Consider the following 26,701-nt stretch of genomic DNA (forward strand, 5'->3'; position numbering starts at 1 on the left):
GCTATCGCGGACAAGGTTCCGGTGGGCATGGCTCCTACGAAGAGCTTCGCGGTGTAGCCGGCAAGACAGTTGCTCCTACGTCATGCCCACCTCCGGACCCATTTGTAGGAGCGGGCCCTGCCCGCGATTCGCGCGCAGGGCGCGCTCCTACAAGGGCGTGGCGCGGCTGGGGTGGCGTAGGCGGATCTTATCCGCGAATCGCGCCGGTGGTTCCGGCTATCGCGGACAAGGTCCTACCCCCTCCGGCAGGCACAAGACCCGTAGGATGGTGTTGAGCGAAGCGATACCCATCAGCGCAACCGCATGGGTTTCGCAAGCTCAACCCATCCTACGAAAAGCACTCTGGTGCGGCTTGCAAGACAGTTGCTCCTACGGGGGAGAATACCGTGCCTCCCGGAACCGTAGGGCGGATAACCGTTCGCGGTTATCCGCCGATACACCGGGGCCACAGCCAACGCCAAGGTCAACCCCGGGGCCGCCGGCAAGCAAGGCCAGGCGGCGGATAACGCCGTAGGCGTTATGCGCCCTACGACGTCCGCTCAGCGCAGGCTCAGGTGCCGGCTCAGCAGCGCCCGCAGCGCCGCCGGCTTCACCGGCTTGGCGAGGAACTCCAGGCCGGCGGCGTGGATCTGCGCCACCAGTTCGGGGCGGGCGTCGGCGCTGATCACCACGCCGGGCACCGGTTCGCCCAGGCGGGTGCGCAGCCAGGCCATCAGCTCGGCGCCGGTCTCGCCGTTGTCCAGGTGGTAGTCGATCAGCGCCAGTTCCGGGCGCGCGTCGCTGTCCAGCAGTCGCTCGCACTCGGCCTTGCTGCGCGCGGTGAGCACGCGGCAGCCCCAGCGGCTGAGCAGGCTGTTCATGCCGACCAGGATGCTGTCCTCGTTGTCCACGCACAGCACCTGGGCGCCGTTCAGCTCGGTGGGCACCTCGGCCTTGTGGCCGTTGAGCTCGGCCGGCGCCGGCTGCCGCGCCAGCGGCACGCTGACGCTGAACACGCTGCCCTTGCCCGGCCAGGAGCGCACCTGCAGGCGGTGGCCGAGCACCTTGCACAGCCGGTCGGCGATCGCAAGACCCAGGCCCAGGCCCTTCTCGGCGCGGGTCTGGTGGCTGTCCAGGCGCTTGAATTCCTCGAAGATCACGCTGAGCTTGTCCTCGGGGATGCCCGGGCCGCGGTCCCACACCTCCAGGCGCAGGTGCCCGTCCTCGCGGCGCACGCCCAGCAGCACGCGGCCCTTGGCGTAGCGGAAGGCGTTGGTCAGGAAGTTCTGCAGCACCCGGCGCAGCAGCTTGATGTCGCTGTCCACCCGCAGCTTGCTGCCGCGCAGGTGGAAGTCGATACCCTGTTCCTGGGCCAGGGCGCGGAACTCGGCGCCCAGCGGGTCGAGCAGGGCGCTGAGCGGGAAGGCCGCGCGCTCGGCGCTGACGCGGCCGCTTTCCAGGCGCGAGATGTCCAGCAGGTCGGTGATCAGGTCCTCGGCCGAACGCAGCGAGGAGTCCAGGTGGCGCACCAGGTCGCTGGCCTCGCCGGGCAGTTCGCTCTGGGCCAGCGCCGCGGAGAACAGCCGCGCGGCGTTCAGCGGCTGCATCAGGTCGTGGCTGACCGCGGCGAGGAAGCGCGTCTTCGACTGGTTGGCGGCCTCGGCGGTGCCCTTGGCCTCGGTCAGCGCCTGGTTCAGCTGGGAGAGTTCCTGGGTGCGTTCCTCGACGCGCTGCTCCAGGCTCTCGTTGGCCTCCTTGAGACCGTGCTCGGCGTCGCGGAACGCGGTGATGTCGGTGAAGCTCATGACGAAGCCGCCGCCGGGCATGGGGTTGCCGATCAGCTCGATGACGCGGCCGTTGGGGAACAGCCGCTCGGAGGTGTGCGGGGTGCCCTGGCGCATCCAGTACAGGCGCTTGGCCACGTGCAGGTCGGGGTCGCCGGGCCCGCACAGGCCGCGCTCGGCGTTGTAGCGGATGATGTCGGCGATCGGCCGGCCGACGTGGATCAGCCCCTCGGGGTAGTCGAACAGCTCGATGTAGCGGTGGTTCCAGGCCACCAGGCGCAGCGACTGGTCGACCACGCTGATGCCCTGGGTGATGTTCTCGATGGCGCCCTGCAGCAGCGCGCGGTTGAACTGCAGCACCTCGGAGGCTTCGTCGGCGATCTTCACCACGTCCTCCACCTGCATCTCGCGGCCCTCGATGGCGGCCTTCACCACCGCGCGCGCCGAGGAGGCGCCGAGCACGCCGGCGAGCAGGCGCTCGGTGTGGGCGATCCACTCGTCGTTGGCGTTCTGGCTGGGCACGAAGCCCTTGCCCTGGCGGTAGGCGAAGCGGATGAAGCTCTGCCGCGCGCGCTCCTCGCCGACGAAGCGCGCGGCGAGCATCAGCAGGTCTTCCAGCTGCACCGCCAGCATCGAGCGCGAGCTGAGCCGCTGGGAGATTTCCTGGCCGATGAAGCGGCTGGCCTGCCAGTGCTCGGAGACGCGGGTGCGGGAGAACACCGAGACCAGGCCGAACAGGGCGAAGTTGCCGATCAGCGAGAGCAGCACGCCGAGGGTCAGCGGCTCGATGTTGATGCCGAAGGGGTGGGCGGCCAGCCAGGTCAGCCCGGGGAAGTGTTCCAGCGGCCAGCCCAGGCTGCGGGCGATCACCGGCAGCACCAGGGTGTAGGCCCAGAGCGCGGCGCCGGCGGCCAGGCCGGCGAACACGCCGCGGCGGTTGGCCTGCTTCCAGTACAGCGCGCCGATCATCGCCGGGCCCAGCTGGGCGATGGCGGCGAAGGCGATCTGGCCGATGGTCGCCAGGCTCGCGGTGGAGCCCAGCAGGCGGTAGCTGACGTAGGCCAGCAGGAGGATCAGCGCGATGCTCACCCGGCGCACGGTCAGCAGCCAGTGGCGGAATACCTCGAACGGCTGCTCGGCGTCGGTGCCCTTGCGGCGCAGCAGCCAGGGCAGCAGCATGTCGTTGGAGACCATGGTGGACAGCGCCACGCTGGCCACGATGACCATGCCGGTGGCCGCCGAGGCGCCGCCGATGAAGGCCAGCAGCGCCAGCGCCGGGTGCGCCTCGGCCAGCGGCAGGCTGATCACGAAGGAATCGGGGATGACCCCCGCCGGCAGCTGCATCTGCCCGGCCAGGGCGATGGGCACCACGAACAGCGCGGCCAGCACCAGGTAGGCGGGGAACACCCAGCGCGCCAGGTTGAGGTCGCGCGGCTCGATGTTCTCCACCACCAGCACGTGGAACTGCCGCGGCAGGCACATGATGGCGGTCATGGCCACGCCGGTCTGCAGCAGCATGGCCGGCCAGTGCACGGTCTCCTGCCAGTACTCGGCCAGTTGCGGGGCGTCGCGGGCCCTGTCGAACAGGTCGCCGAAGCCGTCGTAGAGGCCGAAGGTGACGAAGATGCCCACGGCGAGGAAGGCGGTGAGCTTGACCAGCGACTCGAAGGCGATGGCCAGCACCATGCCGCGGTGGTGCTCGGTGACGTCCAGGCTGCGGGTGCCGAAGACGATGGTGAACAGCGCCAGCACCAGCGAGACGATCAGCGCCGTGTCCTGGGCGCGGCTGCCGCCGGAGTCGGCGCCGGCGCCGATCAACAGGTTCACGCCCAGGACGATGCCCTTGAGCTGCAGGGCGATGTAGGGCAGCACGCAGACCACGCAGATCAGCGCCACCACCACCGCCAGGGCCTGGGACTTGCCGTAGCGCGCGGCGATGAAGTCGGCGATGGAGGTGATGTTCTCCTGCTTGCTGATCATGATCATCTTCTGCAGCACCCAGGGCGCGAAGAGCATCAGCAACACCGGGCCGAGGTAGATCGGCAGGAATGACCAGAGCTGGCCGGCGGCCTGGCCGACGGCGCCGAAGAAGGTCCAGCTAGTGCAGTACACCGCCAGCGACAGGCTGTAGACCCAGGCGCGCAGGCGCGGCGACAGGGGCGCGCGGCGGCGGTCGCCATAGAAGGCGATGGCGAACAGGATGGCCATGTAGAGAAGGGCGACCGTGGCGATCAGCCCACTGGACAACGACATGCGAACTCCGACAAATCGACTCGCTCCCCCGCAGGAGCTGCTGGGATGCAGTTTCGCACCAAAGTCCGATGCTGTCAGAACCCCTGCGACCAAGGTCTCAGAGGCCGCTTGCCGCAGTGGGAAAGCGCTGGTAGCTTTGCCGGCCTTTTCGCCCGGGGCCCGTCCGTCGCGCCCTGGCGCCGCTGTGGCACTATTGCCGGGCACCGGGTTCCGATAGGAGCCGGCGGAAAGTCGAGGTACGAGGAGGGGCCATGTTCAGACCGTCACCCATCACCCTGCAGCGCGGCGCGCTGCGCCTGGAGCCCATGGTCGAGGCCGACGTGCCGGACCTGGTGGCGCTGGCCGAGGCCAATCGCGAGGCGCTGAAGTTCATGAGCGCGCCGCAGCGCCCGGACTGGTACCGCAACAGCCTCGCCGAGCAGCGCGAGGGGCGCGCCCTGCCGCTGGTGGTGCGCCTGGGCAACCAGCTGGTGGGCACCACCCGTTTCATGGATTTCCTTCCGGCGCTGCCGGCCTGCGAGATCGGCGGCACCTGGCTGGATGCGGCGCAGCACGGCACCGGGCTGAACGCCAGCATCAAGTACCTGATGCTGCGCCAGGCCTTCGACAACTGGAAGATGGTCCGCGTGCAGCTGAAGACCGCCGCCAGCAACCTGCGCTCGCAGCGCGCCATCGAGAAGCTCGGCGCGGTGCGCGAGGGCGTGCTGCGCAACCACCGGCGCCTGGCCGGCGGGCGCCTGGACGACAGCGTCCTCTACAGCATCACCGACCTGGAGTGGCCGCAGGTGAAGGCCGCCCTGGAAGCCGGCTTCATCGGCTGAGGCCGCGGCATGCCCCTCGACAGCGCCCAGGGTGAGCAGACGCGCTTCTGGCGGGCCCAGGAACTGGGCGGGCTGGAGTTGCTGCACGCGCGCTTCATCGAGCAGCGCTTCGCCCCCCACGTCCACGAAGGCTTCGCCCTGGTGCTGATCGAGCAGGGCGCCCAGCGCTTCCGCCACCGTGGCGCCGAGCACCTGGCGCCCAGCGGCAGCCTGGTGCTGATCAATCCCGACGAGGTCCACACCGGCTCCAAGGCCCACGAGGCGGGCTGGTTGTACCGGGGGTTCTATCCGGAGATCGGGCAGGTCGGCAGCGTGCTCGACGAGCTGGAACTGGGTGGCCGCGGCCTGCCCACCTTCGATGCCAGCGTGCTGCACGATCCCGAGTTGGGGCGCGCCTTCCTGCACGTGCACCGCCTGCTGGAGTCCAGCGCCAGCGACCTGGAGCGCCAGACCTGCTGGCGCGAGGCGCTGCTGTTGCTGTTCCAGCGCCACGCGCGGGTGCCCGAGGCGCGCCCGGCCGGCCAGGAACCCCTGGCGGTGGCCCGCGCCCGCGAGCTGCTGGCGGCCCGGCTGGTCGAGCCGCCGTCGCTGGAGGAACTGGCGGCGGCGGTGAACCTGTCGCCCTTCCACTTCGCCCGGGTGTTCCGCAAGGCCACCGGCCTGCCGCCCCACGCCTGGATCAAGCAACGCCGCCTGGAACAGGCCCGCGCCCTGCTCAAGGGCGGCTGCGCGCCGGCCTTGGTGGCGGCGCAACTGGGCTACGCCGACCAGAGCCACCTGAGCCGCCAGTTCAAGCAGGCCTACGGCGTGGCGCCGGGGGAATACCGCCAGGCCTGCGGACGCTCCGGCCTGCCACCCGGCAACCTGTAAGCGGGCCCTGCCCGCGATTCGCGCGCAGGGCGCGCTCCTACAGGGAAATGGTGTGGGCGGGGCGGCGTAGGAGCGGATCTTATCCGCGAATCGCGCCGGGATGTCCGGCTATCGCGGACAAGGTCCGCTCCTACGGGGGAGGAATACCGTGCAACCTGTAGGAGCGGGCCCTGCCCGCGATTTCGCGCGCAGGGCGCGCTCCTACATGGGATGGTGTGGGTGGGGGGCGTAGGAGCGGATCTTATCCGCGAATCGCGCCGGTGGTTCCGGCTATCGCGGACAAGGTCCGCTCCTACGGGGAGAGGAATACCGTGCAACCTGTAGGAGCGGGCCCTGCCCGCGATTCGCGCGCAGGGCGCGCTCCTACATGGAATGGTGCGGGTGGGGCAGCGTAGCGGATCTCATCCGCGAATCGAGCCGGTGGTTCCGGCTATCGCGGACAAGGTCCGCTACGGGGGAGGAATACCGTACAACCTGTAAGCGGGTCCTGCCCGCGATTTCGCGCGCAGGGCGCGCTCCTACATGGAATGGTGCGGGTGGGGCGGCGTAGCGGATCTTATCCGCGAATCGCGCCGGTGGTTCCGGCTATCGCGGACAAGGTCCGCTCCTACGGGGGAGGAATACCGTGCAACCTGTAGGCGGGCCCTGCCCGCGATTCGCGCGCAGGGCGCGCTCCTACATGGGGCCGGTGTGGGTGGGGCAGCCCCGTAGGATGGGTTGAGCGAAGCGATACCCATCGCCATGACCGCATGGGTTTCGCAAGCTCAACCCATCCTACGAAGCGCACCTTGGTGCAGTCGGAAACAACGAGCGCACTCTGTCCGCGATTTCGCCCCGGCCTGTCCGGTCATGCGAGAGGCAATTCGGAATTTTTGCCCGTGGATGTGGCCAGAGGCATCGCAGTTGCAGTCAAATCTGCGACGGACGCCGCGGCGTTCTCCCGGCCCGCTTTCGGGGTCGCCTGACCAGGTACACACGGACGATGAGCCAACACTCGCAATTCGCCCTGCTGGGCTCCCGGCGCTTTTTGCCGTTCTTCATCACCCAGCTGCTCGGCGCCTTCAACGACAACATCTTCAAGCAGTCGCTGATCCTGGCGATCCTCTACCACCTGAGCGTCGGCGGTGACCGCAACCTGCTGGTCAACCTCTGCGCCCTGCTGTTCATCCTGCCGTTCTTCCTGTTCTCCGCCCTGGGCGGGCAGTTCGGCGAGAAGTTCAACAAGGACGCGCTGATGCGCGCCCTGAAGCTGGCCGAGGTGGTCATCATGCTGGTCGGCGCCGCGGGCTTCCTGCTCGGCAGCCTGCCGCTGCTGTTCCTCGCTCTGTTCGCCATGGGCACCCACTCGGCGCTGTTCGGCCCGGTGAAGTACTCGATCCTGCCGCAGCACCTGCGCGACGACGAGCTGGTCGGCGGCAACGCCCTGGTGGAGATGGGTACCTTCCTGGCCATCCTCGCCGGCACCATCGGCGCCGGGGTGCTGATGTCGCGCGCGGCCTACGCACCGGCGGTGGGCATCGCCGTGGTGCTGGTGGCCGCCTGCGGCTACCTGGCCAGCCGCGGCATTCCCCGCGCCGCCGCCGCGCTGCCGCAGCTGCAGCTGGACTGGAACATCTTCAAGCAGTCCTGGGCCATCCTGCGCCTGGGCCTCGGCCAGCGCCCGGCGGTGTCGCGCTCGCTGGTGGGCAACTCCTGGTTCTGGTTCCTCGGCGCGGTCTACCTGACGCAGATCCCGACCTACGCCAAGGAGCTGCTGCACGGCGACGAGAGCGTGGTGACGCTGATCCTCACCGTGTTCTCGGTGGGCATCGCCCTGGGCTCGATGCTTTGCGAGAAGCTCTCGGGCAAGAAGGTGGAGATCGGCCTGGTGCCCTTCGGCTCCATCGGCCTGAGCCTGTTCGGCATCCTGCTGTGGTGGCACAGCGGCGGCTTCCCCGTCGGCGCCGCGCCATTCACCTGGCTGGAAGTGCTGGAGCACCCGCAGAGCTGGGCGGTGCTCGGCGACATCCTCGGCATCGGCATCTTCGGCGGCTTCTACATAGTGCCGCTGTACGCCCTGATCCAGGCGCGCACCGAGGAGGACAAGCGGGCCCGGGTGATCGCCGCGAACAACATCCTCAACGCGCTGTTCATGGTGGTCGCCGCCGTCGTCTCGATCCTGCTGCTGTCGGTGGCCAAGCTGAGCATCCCGCAGCTGTTCCTGGTGCTGTCGCTGATGAACGTCGCGGTGAACGTGTACATCTTCAAGATCGTGCCCGAGTTCACCATGCGCTTCCTGGTCTGGCTGCTCAGCCACTCCATGTACCGCGTCGACCACCAGAACCTCGAGGCCATCCCCGACGAGGGGCCGGTGGTGCTGGTGTGCAACCACGTGTCCTTCGTCGACGCGCTGCTCATCGCCGGCTCCATCCGCCGCCCGGTGCGCTTCGTGATGTACTACAAGATCTTCCGCCTGCCGGTGCTCAACTTTATCTTCCGCACCGCCGGCGCCGTGCCCATCGCCGCGCGCCACGAGGACGAGCGCATCTACGAGGAGGCCTTCCGCCGCGTGGCGCAGTACCTGAAGGACGGCGAGGTGGTGTGCATCTTCCCCGAGGGCAAGCTGACCGCCGACGGCGAGATGAACGAGTTCCGCGGCGGGGTGGAGCGGATCATCGAGGAAACCCCGGTGCCGGTGATCCCCATGGCGCTGCAGGGCCTGTGGGGCAGCTTCTTCAGCCGCGACCCGGACAAGGGCTTCTTCCGCCGCTTCTGGTCGCGCGTGCGCCTGGTGGCGGGGCAGCCGCTGCCGCCGCAGGAGGCTGGGCGCCTGCACCTGCAGGCGCAGGTGGCTGGCCTGCGCGGCAACGCCCGCTGAAACGAAAAAGCCCCGGCAGAGCCGGGGCTTTTTCACAGGGGCGCGAGGTTCAGATGACCTGAACTTCGTCCGCCTGCAGGCCTTTCTGGCCTTCTACAACGATGAAGGAGACCTTCTGGCCTTCCTGCAGCGACTTGAAGCCATTGCCCTGGATGGAACGGAAGTGAACGAACAGGTCGCCACCGTTTTCCTGGGTGATGAAGCCAAAGCCCTTGGCATCGTTGAACCATTTGACGGTGCCGGTCTGACGATTCGACATGGAGTTACACCTTGAACGTTGTGGTTTGCTGCACGGCGTTACCGCCGCCTGTTCTGAGTTGCAAGGTGTGGGCCGGGCCGAACGAAGAGCGTCGCCGCCTTCAGGTCATCAGCCGTGACGATCCTGGCAAGCACAGTTGCCGCAGCATACCGGGACTTTTCCGGGAAAGCGACAGGACGGACGTGCCGATTTCAATGGCTTAACTTCAGCCCGACCAGGCCGCAGAGGATCAGCGCGATGCTGAGCAGGCGCAGCGGGGCGACGGATTCGCCGAACAGCAGGATGCCGAGGGTCACCGTGCCCAGCGCGCCGATGCCGGTCCAGATGGCGTAGGCGGTGCCCAGCGGCAGGTGTTTCATGGCCAGGCCCAGCAGGCCGATGCTGGCGGCCATGGCCAGCGCGGTCAGCACGCTGGGCCACAGGCGGGTGAAACCTTCGGTGTATTTCAGACCGACGGCCCAGGCTACTTCGAACAGGCCGGCGAGGAAAAGGACGAACCAGGACATGGGGACCTCCGAGGGTAGTCGATGGCAGGGCCGTCCCCGTCGGTGCACCAGGCGGTGGTGAGGTCGTCCTCACAATGTGCAGTATTTTGCACAATCTGGCCCGGACGGCAACCTGTGCAGGCGCCGCCCGGGCCAGCAGGTTTCAGGAGGTCTGTTCGGGCTTGTCCGTCAGGCGGCGGAACCAGCTCGACAGGGTGGCCCCGGAGATGTTGTGCCAGACGCTGAACAACGCGCTGGGCACCGCCGCCAGCGGCGAGAAGTGCGCGCTGGCCAGGGCCGCGCCGAGCCCGGAGTTCTGCATGCCGACTTCCAGGGCCAGCGACTTGCGCTGCGCCAGGGGCAGGCCGAAGACGCGCCCGGCGAGGTAGCCGAGGAGGAAGCCGAAGCCGTTGTGCAGGATCACCACGGCCATGATCAGCAGGCCGGACTCGGCGATCTTCGCCTGGCTGGCCGCCACCACCGCCGCGACTATCACCACGATGCACACCACCGAGACCAGCGGCAGCACTTCCACCACCTTGCCCACCCGCGCGCCGAACAGGCGCTGGGCGACCACGCCGAGGGCGATGGGCAGCAGCACCACCTGCAGGATCGACCAGAACAGCTCGGCGAAGGACACCGGCAGCCAGGCCGAGGCCAGCAGCCAGATCAGCGCCGGCGTCAGCAGCGGGGCGAGCAGGGTGGTCACCGCGGCGATGGCCACCGACAGCGCCAGGTCGCCGCGGGCGAGCCAGGTCATGACGTTGGAGGCGGTGCCGCTGGGGCAGCAGCCGACCAGGATCACGCCCACGGCGATCTCCGGCGGCAGCTGCAGCAACTGGCACAGCAGCCAGGCCACGCCGGGCATGATGACGAAGTGGGCGACCACGCCCAGGCACACGCGCCAGGGGTGCCGCGCCACTTCGGCGAAGTCTTCCAGCTTCAGCGTCAGGCCCATGCCGAACATGACGATGCCGAGCATCGGCACTATCGCCGGCGCCAGCGGGCGGAACCACTGCGGCGCGAGGAAGGCCAGCACGGCGAACAGCAGTACCCAGAGGGCGAAGGTGTTGCCGACGAAGCGGCTCAGCAAGGCGATGGCGCGCATGGACGGTGATCCTTGTCGTTATTGTCGGGCCGGCGCCATATAGGGCGCCGGCCGGGATGGGCTTAAATGCCCTGGGGGATTTCCTCGCCACCGAGCGCTTCGAACAGCGCCGGCAGGAACTGGCCGAAGGTCAGCATCATCAGGATGAAGCTGGCGTCGAGCTGGCCGAGGGCGTCGTCGCCGCCGTCCTTCTCGGCCTGCTCCTGCAGCAGTTCCTCGAAGCGCAGGCGCTTGATCGCCAGCTTGTCGTCGAGCACGAAGCTGAGCTTGTCCGACCAGGCTAGCGCCAGCTGGGTGACCAGCTTGCCGGAGGACAGGTGCAGCTGGATCTCGTCGCTGGTCAGGTCCTGGCGCTTGCAGCGCACCACGCCGCCGTCCTCGTGGGTGTCGCGCAGTTCGCACTCGTCGAGCACGAAGAAGTCGCCGGCGGCCTCCTGGGTCTTCACCCAGTCGGTGAGGGTGGCGCTGGGCGCGACCTTGACGCTGAGCGGGCGCACCGGCAGCGAGCCGAGGGCCTCGCGCAGGGTGGAGAGCAGGTCCTCGGCCTTCTTCGCGCTGGCGGTATCGACCAGGATCAGGCCCAGCTCCGGGGCGATCGCGGCGAAGGTCGAGGAACGGCGGATGAAGGCGCGCGGCAACAGGCTCTGGACGATCTCGTCCTTGAGCTGGTCGCGTTCCTTCTTGTAGACCTTGCGCATCTGCGCGGTCTCGATCTCGTCCACCTTGTCCTTCAGCGCGTCGCGCACCACGCTGCCGGGGAGGATGCGTTCCTCCTTGCGCGCGCTGATCAGGTAGAAGCCCTGGCTGACGTGGGCCAGGGGCGCGTCGGGGCCTTTGCCGAAGGGCGCGGTGAAGCCGTAGGTGGTCAGTTCCTGGCTGGCGCAGGGGCGCGCCGGCTTGCTGGCCAGGGCTTTCTCGAGGGCATCGGCATCGATCTGCAGATCCTGGGTGAGGCGGTAGACGAGCAGGTTACGGAACCACATGAGGGTCAAACTCCCGGACACAAAGGACTGCATTATTCCCACAGCGGCGGTCCAGGCCAAGCCCATGGCGTTTCGCCGGCGTTTTCCTAAGCCTTTGGAACGGCAGAAAAAATTTTTCACGCGGGGGCTTGCCAGGGTGCGAATGCCTCCGTAGAATGCGCCCCACTTCGAGAGTGAAGGGTGATTAGCTCAGCTGGGAGAGCATCTGCCTTACAAGCAGAGGGTCGGCGGTTCGATCCCGTCATCACCCACCAAACTCGAGGTCCGACGCAGCGGTAGTTCAGTCGGTTAGAATACCGGCCTGTCACGCCGGGGGTCGCGGGTTCGAGTCCCGTCCGCTGCGCCATATTCCAAGCCCTCAGGCAGAAATGCCTGGGGGTTTTGTCTTTTCCGGCTCCGGAAAAGGCCCGCGTGCGACGCCGTTCGCAACGCCTATCCCGTTAATTTTTCTATAAGTTTGCCGTGGGAACTTATCCCCCGGCAGCGGTTCCTATTGCCCATAGCCATTGGCCGCGGCGCCCTGATAAGCTCGCGGTTTCATCGAAATGCCAGCATGGCAATCAGACAAGGAATCAGCATGAAACAACATCGGTTGGCGGCAGCGATCGCACTGGTCGGCCTGGTTCTCGCGGGCTGCGATCAGCAGGCTGCCAATGTGGAGCTCAAGACGTCGGCGCAGAAGGCCTCCTACGGCATCGGCCTGAACATGGGCAAGAGCCTGGCCCAGGAAGGCATGAACGATCTGGACTCCAAGGCCGTCGCCCAGGGCATCGAAGATGCCATCGGCAAGAAGCCGCAGCGCGTCACCGATGAAGAGCTGACCCAGGCGTTCACCGACCTGCAGAAGCGCTCCGAGGAGCGCATGGCCAAGCTGAGCGAGGAAACCCTCAAGGCCGGCAAGAAGTTCCTCGAGGACAACGGCAAGCGCGAAGGCGTGGTCACCACCAAGTCCGGCCTGCAGTACGAAGTGGTGAAGAAGGCCGACGGCCCGCAGCCCAAGGCCACCGACGTGGTCACCGTGCACTACGAGGGCAAGCTGACCGACGGCACCGTGTTCGACAGCTCCATCCAGCGCGGCAGCCCCATCGACCTGCCGGTCAACGGCGTGATCCCGGGCTGGGTCGAAGCCCTGCAGCTGATGCACGTGGGCGAGAAGATCAAGCTGTTCATCCCCAGCGAACTGGCCTACGGCTCGCAGAGCCCGAGCCCGACCATCCCGGCCAACTCGGTGCTGGTGTTCGACCTGGAACTGCTGGGCATCAAGGATGCCAACCAGGCCGGCGGCGAGCAGCCGCAAGCCCCGGCGCAGAACTGAGTACATTCGTACCAAGAGGACGCCCCGCCCGTGCGGGGCGTTCCTGTTTCTGCAGGAAGATGGCGCTGCTCCGCGGCTGACCAGTCGGTCGGAAAGGGCGTAGTCTGGTGCGGGATGTTACCCTTATGCACATATATGTCGCAGCCGTGGTTACGGCCGGTGCTTGACAGCGAAGGGTGATATCGAATAGCCGCAACTGTATGATTTTTATAAGGTTTCCCGAGCTGAACAAAAAATCGCCGATCTGTCTGTAGGCCGCTGGCGACGGGCTTTCCGGCGTGGAGACCGGATACTTTCAACAGAGTTATCCACAGGAAAGGTGGATAACCCAAACGTCCCCCGGCGACACCGCCGGGACGAGGTGCCCGATGAAGAAACCCGCCGGTTTCGACCGTTATCTGGCCCTGGCCGAACGCTTTCTCGCCCGGGGCCGGGTACCGGCGCTGCTGTTCGCCGTGGCGCGCAAGAGCGCGCGCCTGAAGCTGGTCAAGGCCGACCTGCGCCTGCTGCAGGAACTCGCCCTGGCCACCGTGCGCGGGCAGTATCGCCAGCTCAACCCCAGGGCGCTGCTGGCCGTGGTGGCGGCGCTGCTGTATTTCCTCTCGCCGCTGGACATGATTCCCGACTGGCTGCCCGGCGTGGGCCTGCTGGACGACCTGGCGGTGCTGGCCTGGGTGGTGCGCCACTGGCAGGCCGAGCTGGATGCCTTCAAGCTCTGGCGCGACGCGCAGAGCCGCGAGACGCGCCAGTCCCTGGCGCTGCTGCCGGGGCCGGAGCGGCCGGCGCGCGGCTGAGTTGCCGTCCACGCGAACCGTGCGCGGCGTTGCGATGCCGTGCGCGATGATGCGCCCGATGAGGCCGAGCGGCGTTTCATGGGCGATACTGTGAAGGGTCGGAATGCCGGGCAGGCGCCAGTGGTTGCCGTCATTGCCCGTTGAAATGCCGGCATGCAAGGAGTGTTGTCGATGAATGTGCAAGTGATCACACGAGACGGCGAAGCGGAGTACGCCGTGCTTCCCTGGGCCGACTACCAGGCGCTGCTGGCCGCTGCCGGCGCCCGCGCCGCCCCGCCAGCGGCAGCCGTCGTCACGGCGGCGGCGCCGACCGCCTCCTGGCGCGAGTTGCGCGAGGCGCGTGGCCTGTCCCTGGAGAGCGTGGCCCGCGAGGTGGGGATCAGCCCGTCCTACCTGGGGATGATCGAAAGCGGCGAGCGCGAGGTCAGCGAAGCCATCGAGCACGGCCTGCGTCGCGCACTGGGAGCGAAGTCGGAGTCGGCATCTTGAGCGTGCATATCAGCCGCAAGCACTGGCAGGGCTTGCTGGACGAGCTGGAAGACGCGCGCCGCCAGCGCCACCTGTTGACCTACCGGGCACTGATCGAGCGCCTGCAACTGCCGACCCCGGCGATGACCACCCTGACCGCGGCCCTGGAACACCTGGCGCAGCTCGATGCCCGCGCCGGCCGGCCGCTGCGCAGTTCGCTGGTGATCAGCCAGGGCGCCAGCCGCCTGCCGCGCACCGGGTTCTTCGAGTGCGTGGAGCGCCTGGGGCGCTTCTCCGGCGCTTCTGACGGCCCGGCGGCGGCGGGCTGGCATGCCGCCGAGGTGGTGCGGGTGTTCGAATTCGACTATCCGGAAGAGCCGTGAGCCGCGAGTTCGTCTGGCGCCTGCGCGCCCGCCTGTCCTACGCCGTGGCGCGACGCCTGATGGGCTGGCCCTGGCTGGTCCGCCAGCCGCGCGCCTGGCAGTGGATGCAGGGGCAGTTCTCGCGCATGGCCAATCTCGGCGACGTGGCTGCGCAGAGCTTCTACGGCCACCTGCTGCTGTTCCGTGGCCAGGGCTTCGGCGCCCGCGAGGAGGGCCTGCGCCTGCTCGCCCTGGCGGCTGCCGGCGGTGATGCCAAGGCTGCCTACCAACTGGGCGTGCAGGCCCTGCAGGGCAGCGCGCAGCGGCAGCCGGACGGCGCCGCCGCGGCGCGTCACTGGGCCCAGGCCGCCGAGGCCGGTCATCCGCTGGCCGCGCGGCGCCTGGCCGAGCTCTATCGCGACGGGGCGCCCGGATTGGCGACCGATGCCGGGCAGGCCGAACGCTACCAGGCCCTGGCGGCGCAACTGGGGCTTTGAGCGCCGCCTATTCCAGGATGATGACGTGCCGGCTGTAGCCGGGGATTTCCTTGGCGTGGCGCTTGGCCTCGGAGGCGATGCTCGCCAGTTGCGCCGCGTCCAGGCGTTCGCCGGCGCCGGGCTTGAGGTGCACCACGCCGATCGACAGCGACAGCAGCGGGAACTCCTGGCGCTGGCCGCGGCGGTTGTAGGCGACGAAGCAGCCGGCCTGCAGGTGCTCCTGGTTGTAGAAGCGCCGGCACTGGCCCTGGAAGTCCTCCAGCAACTGGTTGAGGCGGTTGCGCCAGTCCCCGGAGGTGAACACCAGCATGAAGTCGTCGCCGCCGATGTGGCCGACGAAATCGCAGCCGGGGTCCACCCGGTCGCTCAGGCACTGCGCCAGGCACAGCAGCACCTCGTCGCCGCGGGCGTAGCCGTAGAGGTCGTTGAAGGGCTTGAAGCTGTCGATGTCGACGTAGCACACCGCGGCCTCGCGCTCCTGTTGCAGTAGACGGCCCAGGCACTGCTGGATGGGCACGTTGCCCGGCAGCAGGGTCAGCGGGTTGGCGTAGCGCGCCTGGCGGATCTTCAGTTCGGTGATCAGCTTGAGCACGTCGATCACCCGGCCTAGGCCGAGGTAGCGGCCGCCCCGGGTGATGATGAAGTCTTCCTCGATGCGCTGCCGCGCGCGGCTGGTGAGCAGGCGGCTGACCTGTTGCAGCGACTGGCTGCGCTCCACCGCGAGAAAGTCCTCGCTCATCAGCCGGCTGATCGGCTTGCGCGCGTACAGCTCGGTGCCGAAGGGCTTGAGCAGGGCGTCGGAGAGCGCGTGGCGGTGGACGATGCCCACCGGCTGCTGGTGCTCGTCGAGCACCGCCAGGGCGTTCAGGTTGGCCTGGGCGCGGAATGCTTCGAGCACCTCGGCGATCGGCGTGTCGCGGCCCACCGCCGGTTGTTCCAGCAACAGCGGGCGCAGGTCGGCCTGTTCCTCGCCGTGCAGGGCGTCCGCCCGTTCGAGGTCCGGCAGCAGCCCGCGGACCTCGCGCACCGGCTGCTCCTGCGGGCGGCCGATCAGGTAGCCCTGGACCAGGTCGACGCCCATCTCCGAGAGCACCGCCAGTTCCTCCGGCAGTTCGATGCCTTCGGCTATCACCTGGGCGCGGGAGGCGTGGGCCATCTTCAGGATGGAGCCGACGAACTCGCGCTTGACGCCGTCCTGGTGGATGCCGTCGATGAAGTGGCGGTCGATCTTCACGTAGTCCGGGCGCAGCTCCGACCACAGGCGCAGGCTGGAGTAGCCGGCGCCGAGGTCGTCCAGGGCGATGCAGAAGCCCATGGCGCGGTAGTGGTGCAGCGCGGTGTCGAGCAGGCCGAAGTCCTCGATGGGCGCCTGCTCGGTCAGCTCGATGACCACGTCGCCCGGCGCTATGCCGAGGGTCTGCAGCAACTGCAGGGTGCGGCCGGGCTGGTGGTTGGGGTCCAGCAGCGACTCGGGGGCGACGTTGAGGAACAGCTTGCCGCCCAGCCCCAGCTCGTGGAAGCGCTGGCAGGCGCGGCGCCGGCAGAGCACGTCCAGCTCGCTCAGGCGGCCGGCGTGGCGCGCGGTGCTGAACAGGGTGAGGGGGGAGTGCAGCGGGCTGTTGGAGGGGCCGCGGGTGAGGGCCTCGTAGCCCACCAGGCGCCGCTCGGAGAGCGACACTATGGGTTGGAACAGACAATGCAGGTCGCCGTGAGCGATGATCTGGGCCAGCGCGCTCAACTGCTCGGTGACGGTCATGACGGTTCTCTGTGGGGTGAAAAGACGAAGGGCCGGTCTCCCGGCCCTTGCGCATTTCACTACTGAGTCATGACTGTTTCGTGACGACTCCGCTCTTTCAGTGCTTGGCCAGCGCCGAGCTGAGCGTCAGGTAGTCCAGCAGGATGTGCCCGGACTCGGTGAGGTAGGCGTCGTCCTGCGGCTTGGTCTTGTCGTCGTCCGGCAGGGCGTTGTCGTCTTCCTGCTTGAGTTCCTTCAGCGGCTCCTGGCCCTTGGATTTGCGCAGTGCGTTCTCCATGGCCAGCTGGCGGCCCTCGATGCTGCTCTGCTGGGCGCGGCGCTTGGCCTCGTTCAGGCTGACGGTCTTCTCCTTCATCAGTTCCTGGGCCAGGGCCAGGCGCTGGCGGGCGTAGACGAAGTCGGCATTGTTCGCGGTGCGCGCGTCGTGCTGGGTCTTCAACTGGTCGAGGAACGGCTTGAAGGGGTCGCTCTGCGCCGACAGCACCGGGCGGATGGTGTCCCAGGGCATGGAGTCGGGCAGGGCGCTCTCGCCGATTTCCTTGTCGTCGACGATGGACGGGTAAGCGATGTCCGGGATCACGCCCTGGTGCTGGGTGCTCTGCCCGGAGACGCGGTAGAACTTGGCCAGGGTCAGCTTCAGCTCGCCGTGGTTGAGCGGCTGGATGGTCTGCACGGTGCCCTTGCCGAAGGTCTGGCCGCCGACGATGAGCGCGCGGTGGTAGTCCTGCATGGCGCCGGCGAAGATTTCCGAGGCCGAGGCGGACAGGCGGTTGACCAGCACGGTCATCGGCCCGGTGTAGAAGGCCTTGCCCTCGTCATCGTTGAGCACGTCGACGCGGCCGTCGCTGTTGCGCACCAGCACGGTCGGGCCCTGGTCGATGAACAGGCCGGTCAGCTCGGTGGCTTCCTGCAGGGAGCCGCCGCCGTTGTTGCGCAGGTCGATGACGATGCCGTCGACCTTGTCCTTCTGCAGCTCGCCGATGAGCTTCTTCACGTCGCGCGTGGTGCTCTTGTAGTTCGGGTCGCCCGCGCGGTAGGCCTTGAAGTCCAGGTAGAAGGCCGGCACGTCGATCACGCCGAGCTTGTAGCTGCGGCCGTCGTGGTCGAGGGTGATTTCCGACTTCTTCGCCGCCTGGTCTTCGAGCTTCACCGCCTCGCGGGTGATGGTGACGATCTTGCTGGTCTGGTCGTTCGGCGCGTTGCTCGCCGGGATCACTTCCAGGCGCACCTGCGAACCCTTCGGCCCGCGGATCAGCTTGACCACCTCGTCCAGGCGCCAGCCGACCACGTCGACCATCTCGCCCTTGCCCTGGGCGACGCCGATGATCTTGTCCGAGGTGGCGATCTGCTTGCTCTTCTCCGCCGGGCCCGCCGGCACCAGGCGCACGACCTTGACGTAGTCGTTGTCGCTCTGCAGCACCGCGCCGATGCCCTCCAGGGAGAGGCTCATGTTGATGTCGAAGTTTTCCGCGCTGTCCGGCGACAGGTACTGGGTGTGCGGGTCGTAGGTCTGCGCGAAGGCGTTGATATAGGCCTGGAAGATGTCCTCGCTGCGCGTCTGCTCCAGGCGCATCAGCTGGTTCTTGTAGCGCTTGGTCAGCTGTTCCTGGATGGCCTTGTCGTCCTTGCCGGCGATCTTCAGGCGCAGCACCTCGTCCTTGACCTTCTTGCGCCAGAGGTCGTCGAGCTCGGCGCCGTTCTTGGCCCAGGGCGCGTTCTCGCGGTCGATGGTCAGGCTCTCGTCGACCTTGAAGTCGATCTTGTCGACGCCCTTGCCGAGCATCGCCAGGGCGAAGTCCAGGCGCTCCTTGAGGCGGTCCAGGTGACGCTTGTAGATGGTGAAGCCGGGGTCCAGCTCGCCGCTCTTGAGGAAGTCGTCGAACTGGGTGCGCCAGGGCGCGAACTGGGCGATGTCGCCGGCGGTGAAGTACATCCGCGACGGGTCCAGGGCCTTGATGTAGGCGTCGTAGATCTTCGCCGAACGGTCGTCGTTGAGCGGTGGCTTGCTGTAGTGATGGCGCTTGAGCAGCTCGACGATGTTGAGGCTGGCGATCACCTGGTCACGGTCCGGCTGCAGGCCGTCCCAGGAGTTCTGGCCGGCGGAGGGCGCGGCGAACGAGGACAGGGCGCTGGCGCCGAGGACCAACAGCAGGGCGGTGCGGGGCAGAAATCGCTTCATGCTTAATCGACTGGGTGCGGAGTTATGACGCATATTAGGCCGTATCTGGCGTCGCCGGGTTCCAAGCTTGTCGAGATTGGGCTCTGGCGCGACGAGCGAAGAGAAAGGCCCGACCGACGTGGTGCGGGCCGTGCAAGCACTATGGAGGTAGCGTGAACGCATTGCAAGGTATCGAAGGGCGGGTGGAGTGGGCCGAGCGCGCCGCGCCGACCTGCGGGGCGGGGCAGGTGCGCATCCGCGTGGCCGCCGCCGGACTCAACCGCGCCGACCTGCTGCAGCGCGCCGGGCTCTACCCGCCGCCGCCGGGGGCCAGCGACGTGCTCGGCCTGGAATGCGCCGGGGTGATCAGCGAAGTGGGCGCCGGCGCCACCTGGCAGGTGGGCGACCGCGTCTGTGCGCTGCTGGCCGGCGGCGGCATGGCCGAGGAAGTTGTGGTCGACGCCCGCCACGTGCTGCCGGTGCCCACCGGCCTGTCGCTGGCCGAGGCGGCGGGGCTGCCGGAGGTGTACGCCACGGCCTGGCTCAACCTGTTCCAGCTGGCTGGCCTGCAGCCGGGCGAGAAGGTCCTGCTGCACGCCGGCGCCAGCGGCGTGGGTTCGGCTGCCATCCAGTTGTGCAAGGCCTTCGGCAGCCCCTGCTGGGTCAGCGTCGGTTCCGCCGACCGGCTGGCCTACTGCGAGGCCCTGGGCGCCGAGGGCGGCGTGCTGCGCGGCGAGGGGCTGGAATCGCTGCGCGATTTCGCGCCCTTCGACGTGATCCTCGACCCGGTGGGCGCCAACTACGCGGCGCTCAACCTGCAGGTGCTGCGCCAGGACGGCCGCTGGGTGGTCATCGGCCTGATGGGTGGGCGCAAGGCCGAGCTGGACCTGGCGCTGCTGCTGGGCAAGCGCATCCAGCTGACCGGCTCGACGCTGCGCAGCCGCGACGCCGACTTCAAGGCACAACTGATCGCCGAGCTGGGCACCCGCGTCTGGCCGCTGTTCGCCAGCGGCCAACTGCAGCCGCGGCTGGAACGCCAGTTCGCCGCCAAGGACGCCGAGCAGGCCTTCGAGGCCCTGGCCAGCAACCAGGTGCAGGGCAAGGTGGTGCTGCTGGTCGACGAGAGCCTGGCCTGACGGGCTGTTCCGCACGGTGTTTGCCCTGAATCTGTAGGCGCAACTGTCTTGCCGGCTGCGCCGAGGCGCTCTTCGTAGGATGGGTTGAGCCTTGGCGAAACCCATGCGGCCATCGGTGATGGGTATCGCTTCGCTCAACACCATCCTACGCGGCGTCGTGTTTGCCGGTGGGTAGCGGGCCCTGCCCGCGATTTCGCGCGCAGGGCGCGCTCCTACAGGGGAATGGCGTTTCCTGGTGGACTCAGCGCCAGGCGAGGATTTCCCAGCCGTGTTTTTCCGCCTCGGCGCGCAGCACCGGGTCGGGGTTGACCGTGTGCGGGTTGCCGACGCGGCGCAGCAGCGGCAGGTCGTTGCGCGAGTCGGAATAGAAGTGCGCGGCGGCCAGCGGGTTTTCATCGCCGCCCAGCCAGTCGAGCAGGCGGATGATCTTGCCGTCGCGGTAGGTCAGCACGCCCTGGGTGCGGCCGGTGTAGTGGCCGTCCAGCACTTCCAGGTCGATGGCCAGGACGTCCTGGATGCCGATGCGCTCGGCGATCGGCTGCACCAGGTGCACGCCGGAGGCGGAGATCACCAGCGGGCTGTCGCCGGCGGCGCGGTGGTTCGCCAGGGTGCGGCAGGCGTCGTTGTAGATCAGCGGTTCGATGACGTCCTCGACGTAGGCCTCCACCTCCCGCTCCACTTCCTCGACGCTGCGCCCGGCCATGGGCTCCAGGCTGAAGGCCATGTAGGCCTCCATCGACAGTTCGCCCAGGGCATAGCGCGCCATCAGCTCGGTATCGCGGCGGATGAAGGATTCGCCGTCGACCCAGCCCAGCTCGGCCATGCGCCGGCTCCACAGGCTGGCGCAGTCGCCGTCGATGAGGGTTTCGTCAAGGTCGAAGATCACCAGGGCCATCAGGCCACCTCCCGGATGCTTTCATGATCGATCGCCAGCGCCAGTTGGCTGCCGGCCGGATAGAGACGTTCCGCGCTGCGGTTGAGCACGTCCACCGTGAGTTCGACGCCGTTGGCCCGCACCCGGTAACGGATGACGTTGCCCAGCAGGCTGTGGGACAGCACCTGGGCGGCGATGCCGTCGCCCGCGTCCAGGCTCAGGCGCAGGGATTCCGGGCGGATCGCCACCTGCCCGGCGAAGGGCCGGCCGAGCAGGCGGCCGGCCTGCTCGGCGTCGAGCAGGTTGTAGTTGCCGATGAAGCCGGCGGCGAAGGCGTCGGCCGGCGCGGTGTAGAGGGTTTCCGCGTCGCCGCTCTGGACGATGCGCCCGGCGTTCATCAGCACGATGCGGTCGGACAGTGTCAGCGCCTCCTCCTGGTCGTGGGTGACGAACACCGTGGTCAGCTGCAGCTCCTGCTGGATGCGCCGGATCTGCTCGCGCAGGTGCTTGCGGATGCGCGCATCCAGCGCCGACAGCGGCTCGTCGAGCAGCAGCAGGCGCGGGCGGGTGACCAGCGAGCGGGCCAGGGCCACGCGCTGGCACTGGCCGCCGGAGAGCTGGTGCGGGTAGCGCGCGGCGTACTGGCCCAGCTCGACCATCTCCAGCACCTCGGCCACCCGGCTGGCGGCCTCCGCGGCCGGCACTTTGTGCATGCGCAGGCCGAAGGCGACGTTCTGCTGCACGGTCATGTTGGGGAACAGCGCGTAGCTCTGGAACACCATGGCGATGCCGCGCTTCTGCGGCGGCAGCGGCACCAGGTCCTGGCCGTCGACCAGGATGCGCCCGCTGTCCACCGCGGTGAGCCCGGCGATGCAGCGCAGCAGGGTGGACTTGCCGCAGCCGCTGGGGCCGAGCAGGGTGACGAACTCGCCGCGCCGGGCGGCGAAGTCGATGTCCTGGAAGACCTGGGTGTCCCCGAAGCTCTTGTCCAGGCGTTCGACGCTGAGGAAGCTCATGTGCGGTCCTTGTTCAGGCGGTTGGCGGCCCAGGTCAGCAGCAGGATGAAGAGGAAGTAGGAGACCACCACCGCGCTGGTGTAGTGGCCGCTGCTGTTGCGCATGTTGTTGAGGAAGACCTGCAGCGTCTCGTAGCGGGTGCCGACCAGCAGGTTGGCGAAGACGAACTCGCCGATGAGGAAGCTGAAGGACAGGAACAGCGCCACCATCAGGCCCTTGCGCAGGTTCGGCAGCACCACCAGCAGGGCCGCCTGCCAGGTGCTGGCGCCCAGCAGCTGGGCGGCGTCCATCAGGTCGTGCAGGTTGATCGCCTGCAGGTTGTTGCCGATGGCCCGGTACATGAACGGCAGGGCGATGGTGAAGTAGCAGCCGATGAGGATCCAGGGCGTGCCGGTCAGCGGCAGGGGGCCTGCGGCATACAGCTGCAGCAGGCCCACCGAGGAGACCACCGGCGGCACCGCGAAGGGCAGCAGGATGAGCACGTTCATCAGCGCGTCCAGGCGCGGGTAGTGGTAGTGCACCACGAACATCAGCGGCAGGATCAGCAGCACGCTCAGCAGCAGCGCGCCGAAGCACACCAGCAGCGACTGGCCGAAGGCGGTGAGGAAGCGCAGGTCGGTCCACAGCGCCAGGTACCACTTCAGCGTCAGGCCGTCGGGCAGCACGCTGGCCGACCACTGGGTGGCCAGGGAGTAGAGCAGGGTGGCGGCCAGCGGCAGCAGCAGGATCAGGAACAGGGCCCAGACCACCAGCCGGTGGTACAGCGGGCTAGCGTTTCTGGACATGGTAGCTCCGCCGCAGCAGCCACTGGTGGGCCAGGGTGATGACGGTCATCAGCCCGACCAGGATCATCGCCAGGGCGCTGGCCATGTTCGGGTCGAGGAAGACGTCGCCGGAGACCAGGCCGGCGATGCGGATCGGCACCACGTTGAAGTTGCCGGTGGTCAGCGAGTAGACGGTGGCGTAGGCGCCCAGGGCGTTGGCCAGGAGGATGACGAAGGTGCCCAGCAGCGCCGGCGTCAGCACCGGGATGCCGATGTGCCGCCAGAACTGCCAGTGGTTGGCGCCCAGCAGCGCCGCCGATTCGCGCCAGTCCTCGCGCAGGGCGTCGAAGGCCGGGTAGAGCAGCATCACCCCCAGGGGAATCTGGAAGTAGGTGTAGAGGATGATCAGGCCGGTCTTGGAATAGAGGTTGAAGTCTTCGATCAGCCCGGCCTGCTTGAGCAGCAGGGTGATGGCGCCGTTGAAGCCGAGGATGATGATGAAGGCGAAGGCCAGCGGCACCCCGGCGAAGTTGCTGGTCATGTTGGCGAAGGCCATGACGAAGTCGCGCAGGCGGCTGTCCACCTGGCGCAGCGAATAGCTGCCGAGCACGGCGATGGCCAGGCCGATCAGGCTCGACCACAGGGAAATCTCCAGGCTGTAGCGGATCGCCTGGCGGTAGAAGGGCGAGGCGAATATCTCGGCGAAGTTGCCCAGGCCCCAGGCATCCTCGCTGCGCAGGCTGTTGATCGCCACCCATAGCAGCGGGGCGATCTGGAAGGCGAAGAAGAACAGCGCGAAGGGCAGCAGGCAGAGCAGGGCCAGGCGCTTTCCGCGGTTCGCGCTCATGGCCGCAGCAGCCCTTGGCAGACCGGCTTGTCGTGGGGCGCGCCGAGGATTTCGCAGAGGCTGCCGCACAGCTCGACCTGGCGCGGGCGCACCTGGTCGTCGAGGCTGAAGGCCTCGCCGAAGACGAACAGCGGCACCTCGCGTTCCTCGGGTAGGATGCCGCCGTGGGTATGGTCGTCGTTCATGCCGTGGTCGGCGGTGACCATCACCTGGTAGCCGGCGGCCAGCCACTGGTGCAGGTATTCCGAGAGCAGCACGTCGGCCTGGCGCGCGGCATTGCGGTACTGCGCGCTGTTCAGGCCGTGGCGGTGGCCGGCGTCGTCGATGTTCATCGGGTGCGCCAGCAGCACGTCGGGCTTGTGGCGGCGGCGCAGGTGCTCGGCGTCGGCCAGCAGGTGCGAGTCGGGGTAGTGGTCGGTCCAGTAGAAGTGGCCGAACTGGATCGGCAGCGCCGCGTCCTCGGTGTGGCGGTCGCGGGCCGCGTCGAAGGGCGAGCGGTTGTACAGCTCGCTGACCCAGTGGTAGGCCGCCGCCGCGGTGCTCAGGCCCGCGTCGCGGGCGTAGTGGAACAGGCTGCGCTCCTTCGACAGGCGCGACACCTGGTTGTGCAGGATGCCGCTGTCGATCGGCGCGACGCCGGTGAGCAGGCATTCGTAGAGCGGCCGCGACAGCGACGGCAGCTCGCACTGCAGGCGGTAGAGGCGGCCGCGGCCGGCGTTGCAGAGTGCCTGCAGGTGGCCCATGCAGTCATGGGCGACGCCGTAGTTGAGGCCGTCGAGAATGACCAGGATGACGGGACGGGACATCGTAGCTGCCTGTGCTGGGAAACCGGAACGGGCGCCCCGGCCGTGGCCGGGGCGGCGCCGCGTCACTGCATGTTGATGATCACGTTTTCCTGCCACATGCGCGGCAGGCGCTTGGAGGTCGCTTCCCAGGCCTGGCCGTCCTTGATCGGCTGGGCCTTGGCGTACTGCTCGTTGGGCAGCAGCTTGGCCTTGACCTCGGCCGGCAGTTGCAGGTGCTCGGCGCGGATCGGCCGGGCGTTGCCCTTGGCCAGGTTGATCTGCCCGGCGTCGCTGAAGATGTACTCGCGGGCCAGCTTGGCGGCGTTGGGGTGCTTGGCGTACTTGTTGATGATGGTGGTGTAGCCGGAGATCACCGAGCCGTCGGAGGGGATCAGCACCTCGAAACGGCTGGGGTCGATCTGGTCGCGGTAGCTCAGGCCGTTGAAGTCCCAGACGATGCCGACTTCCACCTCGCCCTTCTCCAGGGTGTTGATCACCGGGTTGGTCAGCGACAGGCGGCCCTGCTTGGCCAACTGGGCGAAGAACTCCAGGCCCGGCTTGATGTTCTTCTCGTCGCCGCCGTTGGCGATGGCCGCGGCCAGCACGCCGTTGACCGCCTGGGCCGCGCTGCTGACGTCACCGATGGTGACCTTGTACTTGCCCTTGAGCAGGTCGGCCCAGCTGCGCGGCACGTCCTTGACCAGTTGCTTGTTGACGATGAAGGCGATGGTCCCGGTGTAGGCCAGGGCCCAGTGGCCGTCCTTGTCCCTGGCCCATTCCGGGACCTGGTCCCAGGTGCTCGGCTTGTAGGGCTGGCTGACGTCCTGTTGCACGGCGATGGGGCCGAAGGCGGCGCCGACGTCGCCGATGTCGGCGCTGGCGTTCTCGCCCTCGGCCTTGAACTTGGCCAGCTCCTGGGCCGAGCTCATGTCGGTGTCCATGTGCTTGAGCCCGTACTTGCTCTCCAGGTCCTTCCAGGTGTCCTTCCAGTTCGCCCAGCTGTCGGGCATGCCCACGCTGTTCACCTGGCCTTCCTTGCGCGCGGCCTGTTCCAGCGCCTGCAGGTCGGCCTCGGCGGCCATGGCGGTCGCGCTGCCCAGGGCAATCGCGGTTCCCAGCAGTGAAGCAAGCAAGCGTTTCATTCGGTGCTCCTTCGGTCATCGGGTTTGGCAGTCGGGCCCGCGCCCCGGCAAGGGCGCGGCGCGTCGCTGGTCTAGATCAGCAAGACCCAGGCCAATCTACGAAGCGGGCATGACAATTTCGTGTCCGGGCGGCGGCCGGTCGTTCGGCAGGCAGCGCCCGGATACAGCCTAGACCATGCACAAGACCTTGATGCGCCGGGGCTATGCCGGGCCCGGGAGCTGGCATGGGGCCTGCTTGCCATGGCATTGTCACCGGACGGTCACCGGCGATTCCTACAGTGGAAGCTGCCGCCGGTTGCGGTGAAGTGCCCCAGGTTGGGGCTGGTCTAGTCCAAAAGAGGGAAACAGCATGCGCGACGAGGCGCTACCGACGGTGACGGCGATCTGCCGGGCGTTGCTGGAACAGATCGACAGCGGCCTGCTGCCGGCCGGCGGCAAGCTGCCGGCGGAGCGGCGCCTGAGCGAGCTGTTCGACACCACGCGCATTACCCTGCGCGAGGCGCTGACGCAGCTGGAAGCCCAGGGCCTGATCTACCGCGAGGAGCGCCGCGGCTGGTTCGTCTCGCCGCCGCGGCTGCTGTACAACCCGCTGGTGCGCAGCCACTTCCACGCGATGGTCGCAGGCCAGCAGCGGGTACCGGCCACTGAGGTGCTCTCGGCGCGCCAACTGCCGGCCAGCCCGGCGATCTGCGCACACCTGGAGCTGCCGGCGCTGTCCAGCGTCTACCAGATCCGCCGCGCCCGAAGGGTGGACGGGCGCCTGGTGCTGTACGTGGAGCACTATCTGAACCCGGCCTACTTCCCCGGCATCCTCGACAGCGACCTGCGCCAGTCGCTGACCGATCTCTACGCCAGCCGCTACGACATCCGCTACGGCCGCGTGCGCTTCGACATGGTGCCCACCGCCCTGCACGGCGAAGCCGCCAGCGCCCTGCGGGTGGCCGAGGGCAGCCCGGCGCTGCGCATCACCCGCATCAACCGCGACCAGCACGGCCGGGTGATCGACTGCGACCTGGAGTTCTGGCGGCACGACGCCATTCATGTGAGCGTGGAAGTGCCGGATTGAGGGGAGGGCTCTTCGTAGGAGCGAGCTTGCTCGCGAACCTGGACCTTCGTGCGTTTGGCTGACCTTCGCCCCCTCTCCCCAGCCCTCGGCTGCGCGCCCCGCCCTGAAGGGAGAGGGGGCTTGTCCGTGCCGAGAAAGGTGATGGTTTCCGCCGGAAGCCACTGCGCTAGCCGGCTAACGCCATAACATCAAACCCTGCCCAACGGTCCCCTCTCCCTTCAGGGAGAGGGTTAGGGAGAGGGAACAGAGGCCACCCCGAACATCGGAGTGCCCGGGAAACGCCGTTCGCGAGCAAGCTCGCTCCTACAAAAAATCAACGCGA

Annotated in this window: 23 protein-coding genes and 2 tRNA genes; 12 read left to right on the top strand and 13 right to left on the bottom strand. The window is 68.0% G+C overall.

The features are described from left to right. Positions 1-539: 539 nt before the first annotated feature. The gene (locus RN02_RS17920; protein ID WP_043315605.1) at positions 540-4,016 is read right to left on the bottom strand and encodes a PAS domain-containing hybrid sensor histidine kinase/response regulator; all 3,477 of its coding nucleotides are present in this window, start codon (positions 4,014-4,016) and stop codon (positions 540-542) included. A gap of 251 nt (positions 4,017-4,267) precedes the next feature. On the opposite strand from RN02_RS17920, the gene RN02_RS17925 reads away from it, so the two are divergent. The 3 genes from RN02_RS17925 (at position 4,268) to RN02_RS17935 (ending at position 8,564) form a co-directional block, all read left to right on the top strand. Then, positions 4,268-4,837: a GNAT family N-acetyltransferase gene (locus tag RN02_RS17925; RefSeq protein WP_009620564.1), complete on the top strand. Its 570-nt coding sequence runs from the start codon at positions 4,268-4,270 to the stop codon at positions 4,835-4,837. 9 nt (positions 4,838-4,846) lie between these two features. Next, positions 4,847-5,707: an AraC family transcriptional regulator gene (locus tag RN02_RS17930; RefSeq protein ID WP_043315607.1), complete on the top strand. Its 861-nt coding sequence runs from the start codon at positions 4,847-4,849 to the stop codon at positions 5,705-5,707. A gap of 982 nt (positions 5,708-6,689) precedes the next feature. Beyond that, entirely contained in the window at positions 6,690-8,564 is a 1,875-nt protein-coding gene (locus RN02_RS17935; RefSeq protein ID WP_043315609.1) for an MFS transporter, read from the top strand. Between the two features lie 49 nt (positions 8,565-8,613). Here RN02_RS17935 and RN02_RS17940 read toward each other — a convergent pair whose 3' ends face one another. From RN02_RS17940 to rdgC, 4 genes are all read right to left on the bottom strand, one after another. Next, entirely contained in the window at positions 8,614-8,823 is a 210-nt protein-coding gene (locus RN02_RS17940; protein WP_009620558.1) for a cold-shock protein, read from the bottom strand. A gap of 191 nt (positions 8,824-9,014) precedes the next feature. Beyond that, positions 9,015-9,329, bottom strand: a complete 315-nt coding sequence (gene sugE / locus RN02_RS17945) for a quaternary ammonium compound efflux SMR transporter SugE (RefSeq protein WP_043315611.1) — start codon at positions 9,327-9,329, stop codon at positions 9,015-9,017. Between the two features lie 142 nt (positions 9,330-9,471). Further along, complete coding sequence (locus tag RN02_RS17950; protein ID WP_043315613.1) at positions 9,472-10,416, bottom strand: bile acid:sodium symporter family protein; 945 nt, start codon at positions 10,414-10,416, stop codon at positions 9,472-9,474. Positions 10,417-10,478: 62 nt separating this feature from the next. Then, complete coding sequence (gene rdgC, locus RN02_RS17955; protein WP_009620552.1) at positions 10,479-11,399, bottom strand: recombination-associated protein RdgC; 921 nt, start codon at positions 11,397-11,399, stop codon at positions 10,479-10,481. A gap of 178 nt (positions 11,400-11,577) precedes the next feature. On the opposite strand from rdgC, the gene RN02_RS17960 reads away from it, so the two are divergent. From RN02_RS17960 to RN02_RS17990, 7 genes are all read left to right on the top strand, one after another. Further along, positions 11,578-11,653: transfer RNA gene (locus tag RN02_RS17960), tRNA-Val, on the top strand. 15 nt (positions 11,654-11,668) lie between these two features. Beyond that, a tRNA-Asp gene (locus RN02_RS17965) sits at positions 11,669-11,745 on the top strand. Between the two features lie 231 nt (positions 11,746-11,976). Next, positions 11,977-12,714 (top strand): FKBP-type peptidyl-prolyl cis-trans isomerase, encoded by a 738-nt coding sequence (locus RN02_RS17970; protein ID WP_009620550.1) that lies wholly within the window; start codon positions 11,977-11,979, stop codon positions 12,712-12,714. A 368-nt stretch (positions 12,715-13,082) separates the two neighbouring features. Next, entirely contained in the window at positions 13,083-13,508 is a 426-nt protein-coding gene (locus RN02_RS17975) for a YkvA family protein (RefSeq protein WP_009620548.1), read from the top strand. 171 nt (positions 13,509-13,679) lie between these two features. Continuing rightward, the gene (locus RN02_RS17980; protein ID WP_043271074.1) at positions 13,680-13,997 is read left to right on the top strand and encodes a helix-turn-helix domain-containing protein; all 318 of its coding nucleotides are present in this window, start codon (positions 13,680-13,682) and stop codon (positions 13,995-13,997) included. After that, positions 13,994-14,359, top strand: coding sequence for a hypothetical protein (locus RN02_RS17985; RefSeq protein WP_009620544.1), 366 nt, complete (start codon positions 13,994-13,996; stop codon positions 14,357-14,359). Before RN02_RS17980 ends, RN02_RS17985 begins: the two co-directional genes overlap by 4 nt. After that, on the top strand, positions 14,356-14,835 hold the full coding sequence (locus RN02_RS17990) for a hypothetical protein (protein ID WP_043315615.1): 480 nt from the start codon (positions 14,356-14,358) through the stop codon (positions 14,833-14,835). The genes RN02_RS17985 and RN02_RS17990 overlap by 4 nt, the downstream gene beginning before the upstream one ends. Before the next feature lie 7 nt (positions 14,836-14,842). Here the strand turns inward: RN02_RS17990 and RN02_RS17995 are convergent, their stop codons facing one another. Further along, the gene (locus RN02_RS17995; protein WP_043315617.1) at positions 14,843-16,591 is read right to left on the bottom strand and encodes a GGDEF domain-containing protein; all 1,749 of its coding nucleotides are present in this window, start codon (positions 16,589-16,591) and stop codon (positions 14,843-14,845) included. 97 nt (positions 16,592-16,688) lie between these two features. After that, positions 16,689-18,770 carry a carboxy terminal-processing peptidase gene (locus RN02_RS18000; RefSeq protein WP_009620538.1) on the bottom strand — a complete coding sequence of 694 codons (2,082 nt, stop codon included), beginning with the start codon at positions 18,768-18,770 and terminating at the stop codon, positions 16,689-16,691. Positions 18,771-18,922: 152 nt separating this feature from the next. Here RN02_RS18000 and RN02_RS18005 point away from each other — a divergent pair, with 152 nt between their 5' ends. Next, positions 18,923-19,885 carry an NAD(P)H-quinone oxidoreductase gene (locus RN02_RS18005; RefSeq protein WP_043315619.1) on the top strand — a complete coding sequence of 321 codons (963 nt, stop codon included), beginning with the start codon at positions 18,923-18,925 and terminating at the stop codon, positions 19,883-19,885. Positions 19,886-20,126: 241 nt separating this feature from the next. Here RN02_RS18005 and RN02_RS18010 read toward each other — a convergent pair whose 3' ends face one another. The 6 genes from RN02_RS18010 to RN02_RS18035 form a co-directional block, all read right to left on the bottom strand. Beyond that, positions 20,127-20,780, bottom strand: coding sequence for an HAD family hydrolase (locus RN02_RS18010; protein WP_043315621.1), 654 nt, complete (start codon positions 20,778-20,780; stop codon positions 20,127-20,129). Beyond that, positions 20,780-21,775 carry an ABC transporter ATP-binding protein gene (locus RN02_RS18015; protein ID WP_043315622.1) on the bottom strand — a complete coding sequence of 332 codons (996 nt, stop codon included), beginning with the start codon at positions 21,773-21,775 and terminating at the stop codon, positions 20,780-20,782. Before RN02_RS18015 ends, RN02_RS18010 begins: the two co-directional genes overlap by 1 nt. Then, positions 21,772-22,560 carry an ABC transporter permease gene (locus RN02_RS18020; protein WP_043315624.1) on the bottom strand — a complete coding sequence of 263 codons (789 nt, stop codon included), beginning with the start codon at positions 22,558-22,560 and terminating at the stop codon, positions 21,772-21,774. Before RN02_RS18020 ends, RN02_RS18015 begins: the two co-directional genes overlap by 4 nt. Further along, positions 22,544-23,386, bottom strand: coding sequence for an ABC transporter permease (locus RN02_RS18025; RefSeq protein ID WP_043271058.1), 843 nt, complete (start codon positions 23,384-23,386; stop codon positions 22,544-22,546). Before RN02_RS18025 ends, RN02_RS18020 begins: the two co-directional genes overlap by 17 nt. After that, positions 23,383-24,192 carry an alkaline phosphatase family protein gene (locus RN02_RS18030; RefSeq protein ID WP_043315626.1) on the bottom strand — a complete coding sequence of 270 codons (810 nt, stop codon included), beginning with the start codon at positions 24,190-24,192 and terminating at the stop codon, positions 23,383-23,385. Before RN02_RS18030 ends, RN02_RS18025 begins: the two co-directional genes overlap by 4 nt. A gap of 62 nt (positions 24,193-24,254) precedes the next feature. Further along, positions 24,255-25,313 (bottom strand): ABC transporter substrate-binding protein, encoded by a 1,059-nt coding sequence (locus RN02_RS18035; RefSeq protein WP_043315628.1) that lies wholly within the window; start codon positions 25,311-25,313, stop codon positions 24,255-24,257. 349 nt (positions 25,314-25,662) lie between these two features. Here RN02_RS18035 and RN02_RS18040 point away from each other — a divergent pair, with 349 nt between their 5' ends. Beyond that, positions 25,663-26,379, top strand: coding sequence for a UTRA domain-containing protein (locus RN02_RS18040; protein ID WP_009620522.1), 717 nt, complete (start codon positions 25,663-25,665; stop codon positions 26,377-26,379). Positions 26,380-26,701: the final 322 nt, after the last annotated feature.

The sequence above is a fragment of the Pseudomonas sp. PI1 genome (genome assembly GCF_000812405.1).
GTDB classification, from domain to species: domain Bacteria; phylum Pseudomonadota; class Gammaproteobacteria; order Pseudomonadales; family Pseudomonadaceae; genus Pseudomonas; species Pseudomonas citronellolis.

Coding starts and splice junctions, on each gene's coding strand:
- RN02_RS18010 (WP_043315621.1), bottom strand. CDS start 20,780: ATGGCCCTGGTGATCTTCGACCTTGACGAAACCCTCATCGACGGCGAC.
- rdgC (WP_009620552.1), bottom strand. CDS start 11,399: ATGTGGTTCCGTAACCTGCTCGTCTACCGCCTCACCCAGGATCTGCAG.
- RN02_RS17950 (WP_043315613.1), bottom strand. CDS start 10,416: ATGCGCGCCATCGCCTTGCTGAGCCGCTTCGTCGGCAACACCTTCGCC.
- RN02_RS17940 (WP_009620558.1), bottom strand. CDS start 8,823: ATGTCGAATCGTCAGACCGGCACCGTCAAATGGTTCAACGATGCCAAG.
- RN02_RS18015 (WP_043315622.1), bottom strand. CDS start 21,775: ATGAGCTTCCTCAGCGTCGAACGCCTGGACAAGAGCTTCGGGGACACC.
- RN02_RS18035 (WP_043315628.1), bottom strand. CDS start 25,313: ATGAAACGCTTGCTTGCTTCACTGCTGGGAACCGCGATTGCCCTGGGC.
- RN02_RS17975 (WP_009620548.1), top strand. CDS start 13,083: ATGAAGAAACCCGCCGGTTTCGACCGTTATCTGGCCCTGGCCGAACGC.
- RN02_RS17980 (WP_043271074.1), top strand. CDS start 13,680: ATGAATGTGCAAGTGATCACACGAGACGGCGAAGCGGAGTACGCCGTG.
- RN02_RS18000 (WP_009620538.1), bottom strand. CDS start 18,770: ATGAAGCGATTTCTGCCCCGCACCGCCCTGCTGTTGGTCCTCGGCGCC.
- RN02_RS17935 (WP_043315609.1), top strand. CDS start 6,690: ATGAGCCAACACTCGCAATTCGCCCTGCTGGGCTCCCGGCGCTTTTTG.
- RN02_RS17995 (WP_043315617.1), bottom strand. CDS start 16,591: ATGACCGTCACCGAGCAGTTGAGCGCGCTGGCCCAGATCATCGCTCAC.
- RN02_RS18020 (WP_043315624.1), bottom strand. CDS start 22,560: ATGTCCAGAAACGCTAGCCCGCTGTACCACCGGCTGGTGGTCTGGGCC.
- RN02_RS17930 (WP_043315607.1), top strand. CDS start 4,847: ATGCCCCTCGACAGCGCCCAGGGTGAGCAGACGCGCTTCTGGCGGGCC.
- RN02_RS17920 (WP_043315605.1), bottom strand. CDS start 4,016: ATGTCGTTGTCCAGTGGGCTGATCGCCACGGTCGCCCTTCTCTACATG.
- RN02_RS18040 (WP_009620522.1), top strand. CDS start 25,663: ATGCGCGACGAGGCGCTACCGACGGTGACGGCGATCTGCCGGGCGTTG.
- RN02_RS18025 (WP_043271058.1), bottom strand. CDS start 23,386: ATGAGCGCGAACCGCGGAAAGCGCCTGGCCCTGCTCTGCCTGCTGCCC.
- sugE (WP_043315611.1), bottom strand. CDS start 9,329: ATGTCCTGGTTCGTCCTTTTCCTCGCCGGCCTGTTCGAAGTAGCCTGG.
- RN02_RS17970 (WP_009620550.1), top strand. CDS start 11,977: ATGAAACAACATCGGTTGGCGGCAGCGATCGCACTGGTCGGCCTGGTT.
- RN02_RS17925 (WP_009620564.1), top strand. CDS start 4,268: ATGTTCAGACCGTCACCCATCACCCTGCAGCGCGGCGCGCTGCGCCTG.
- RN02_RS18030 (WP_043315626.1), bottom strand. CDS start 24,192: ATGTCCCGTCCCGTCATCCTGGTCATTCTCGACGGCCTCAACTACGGC.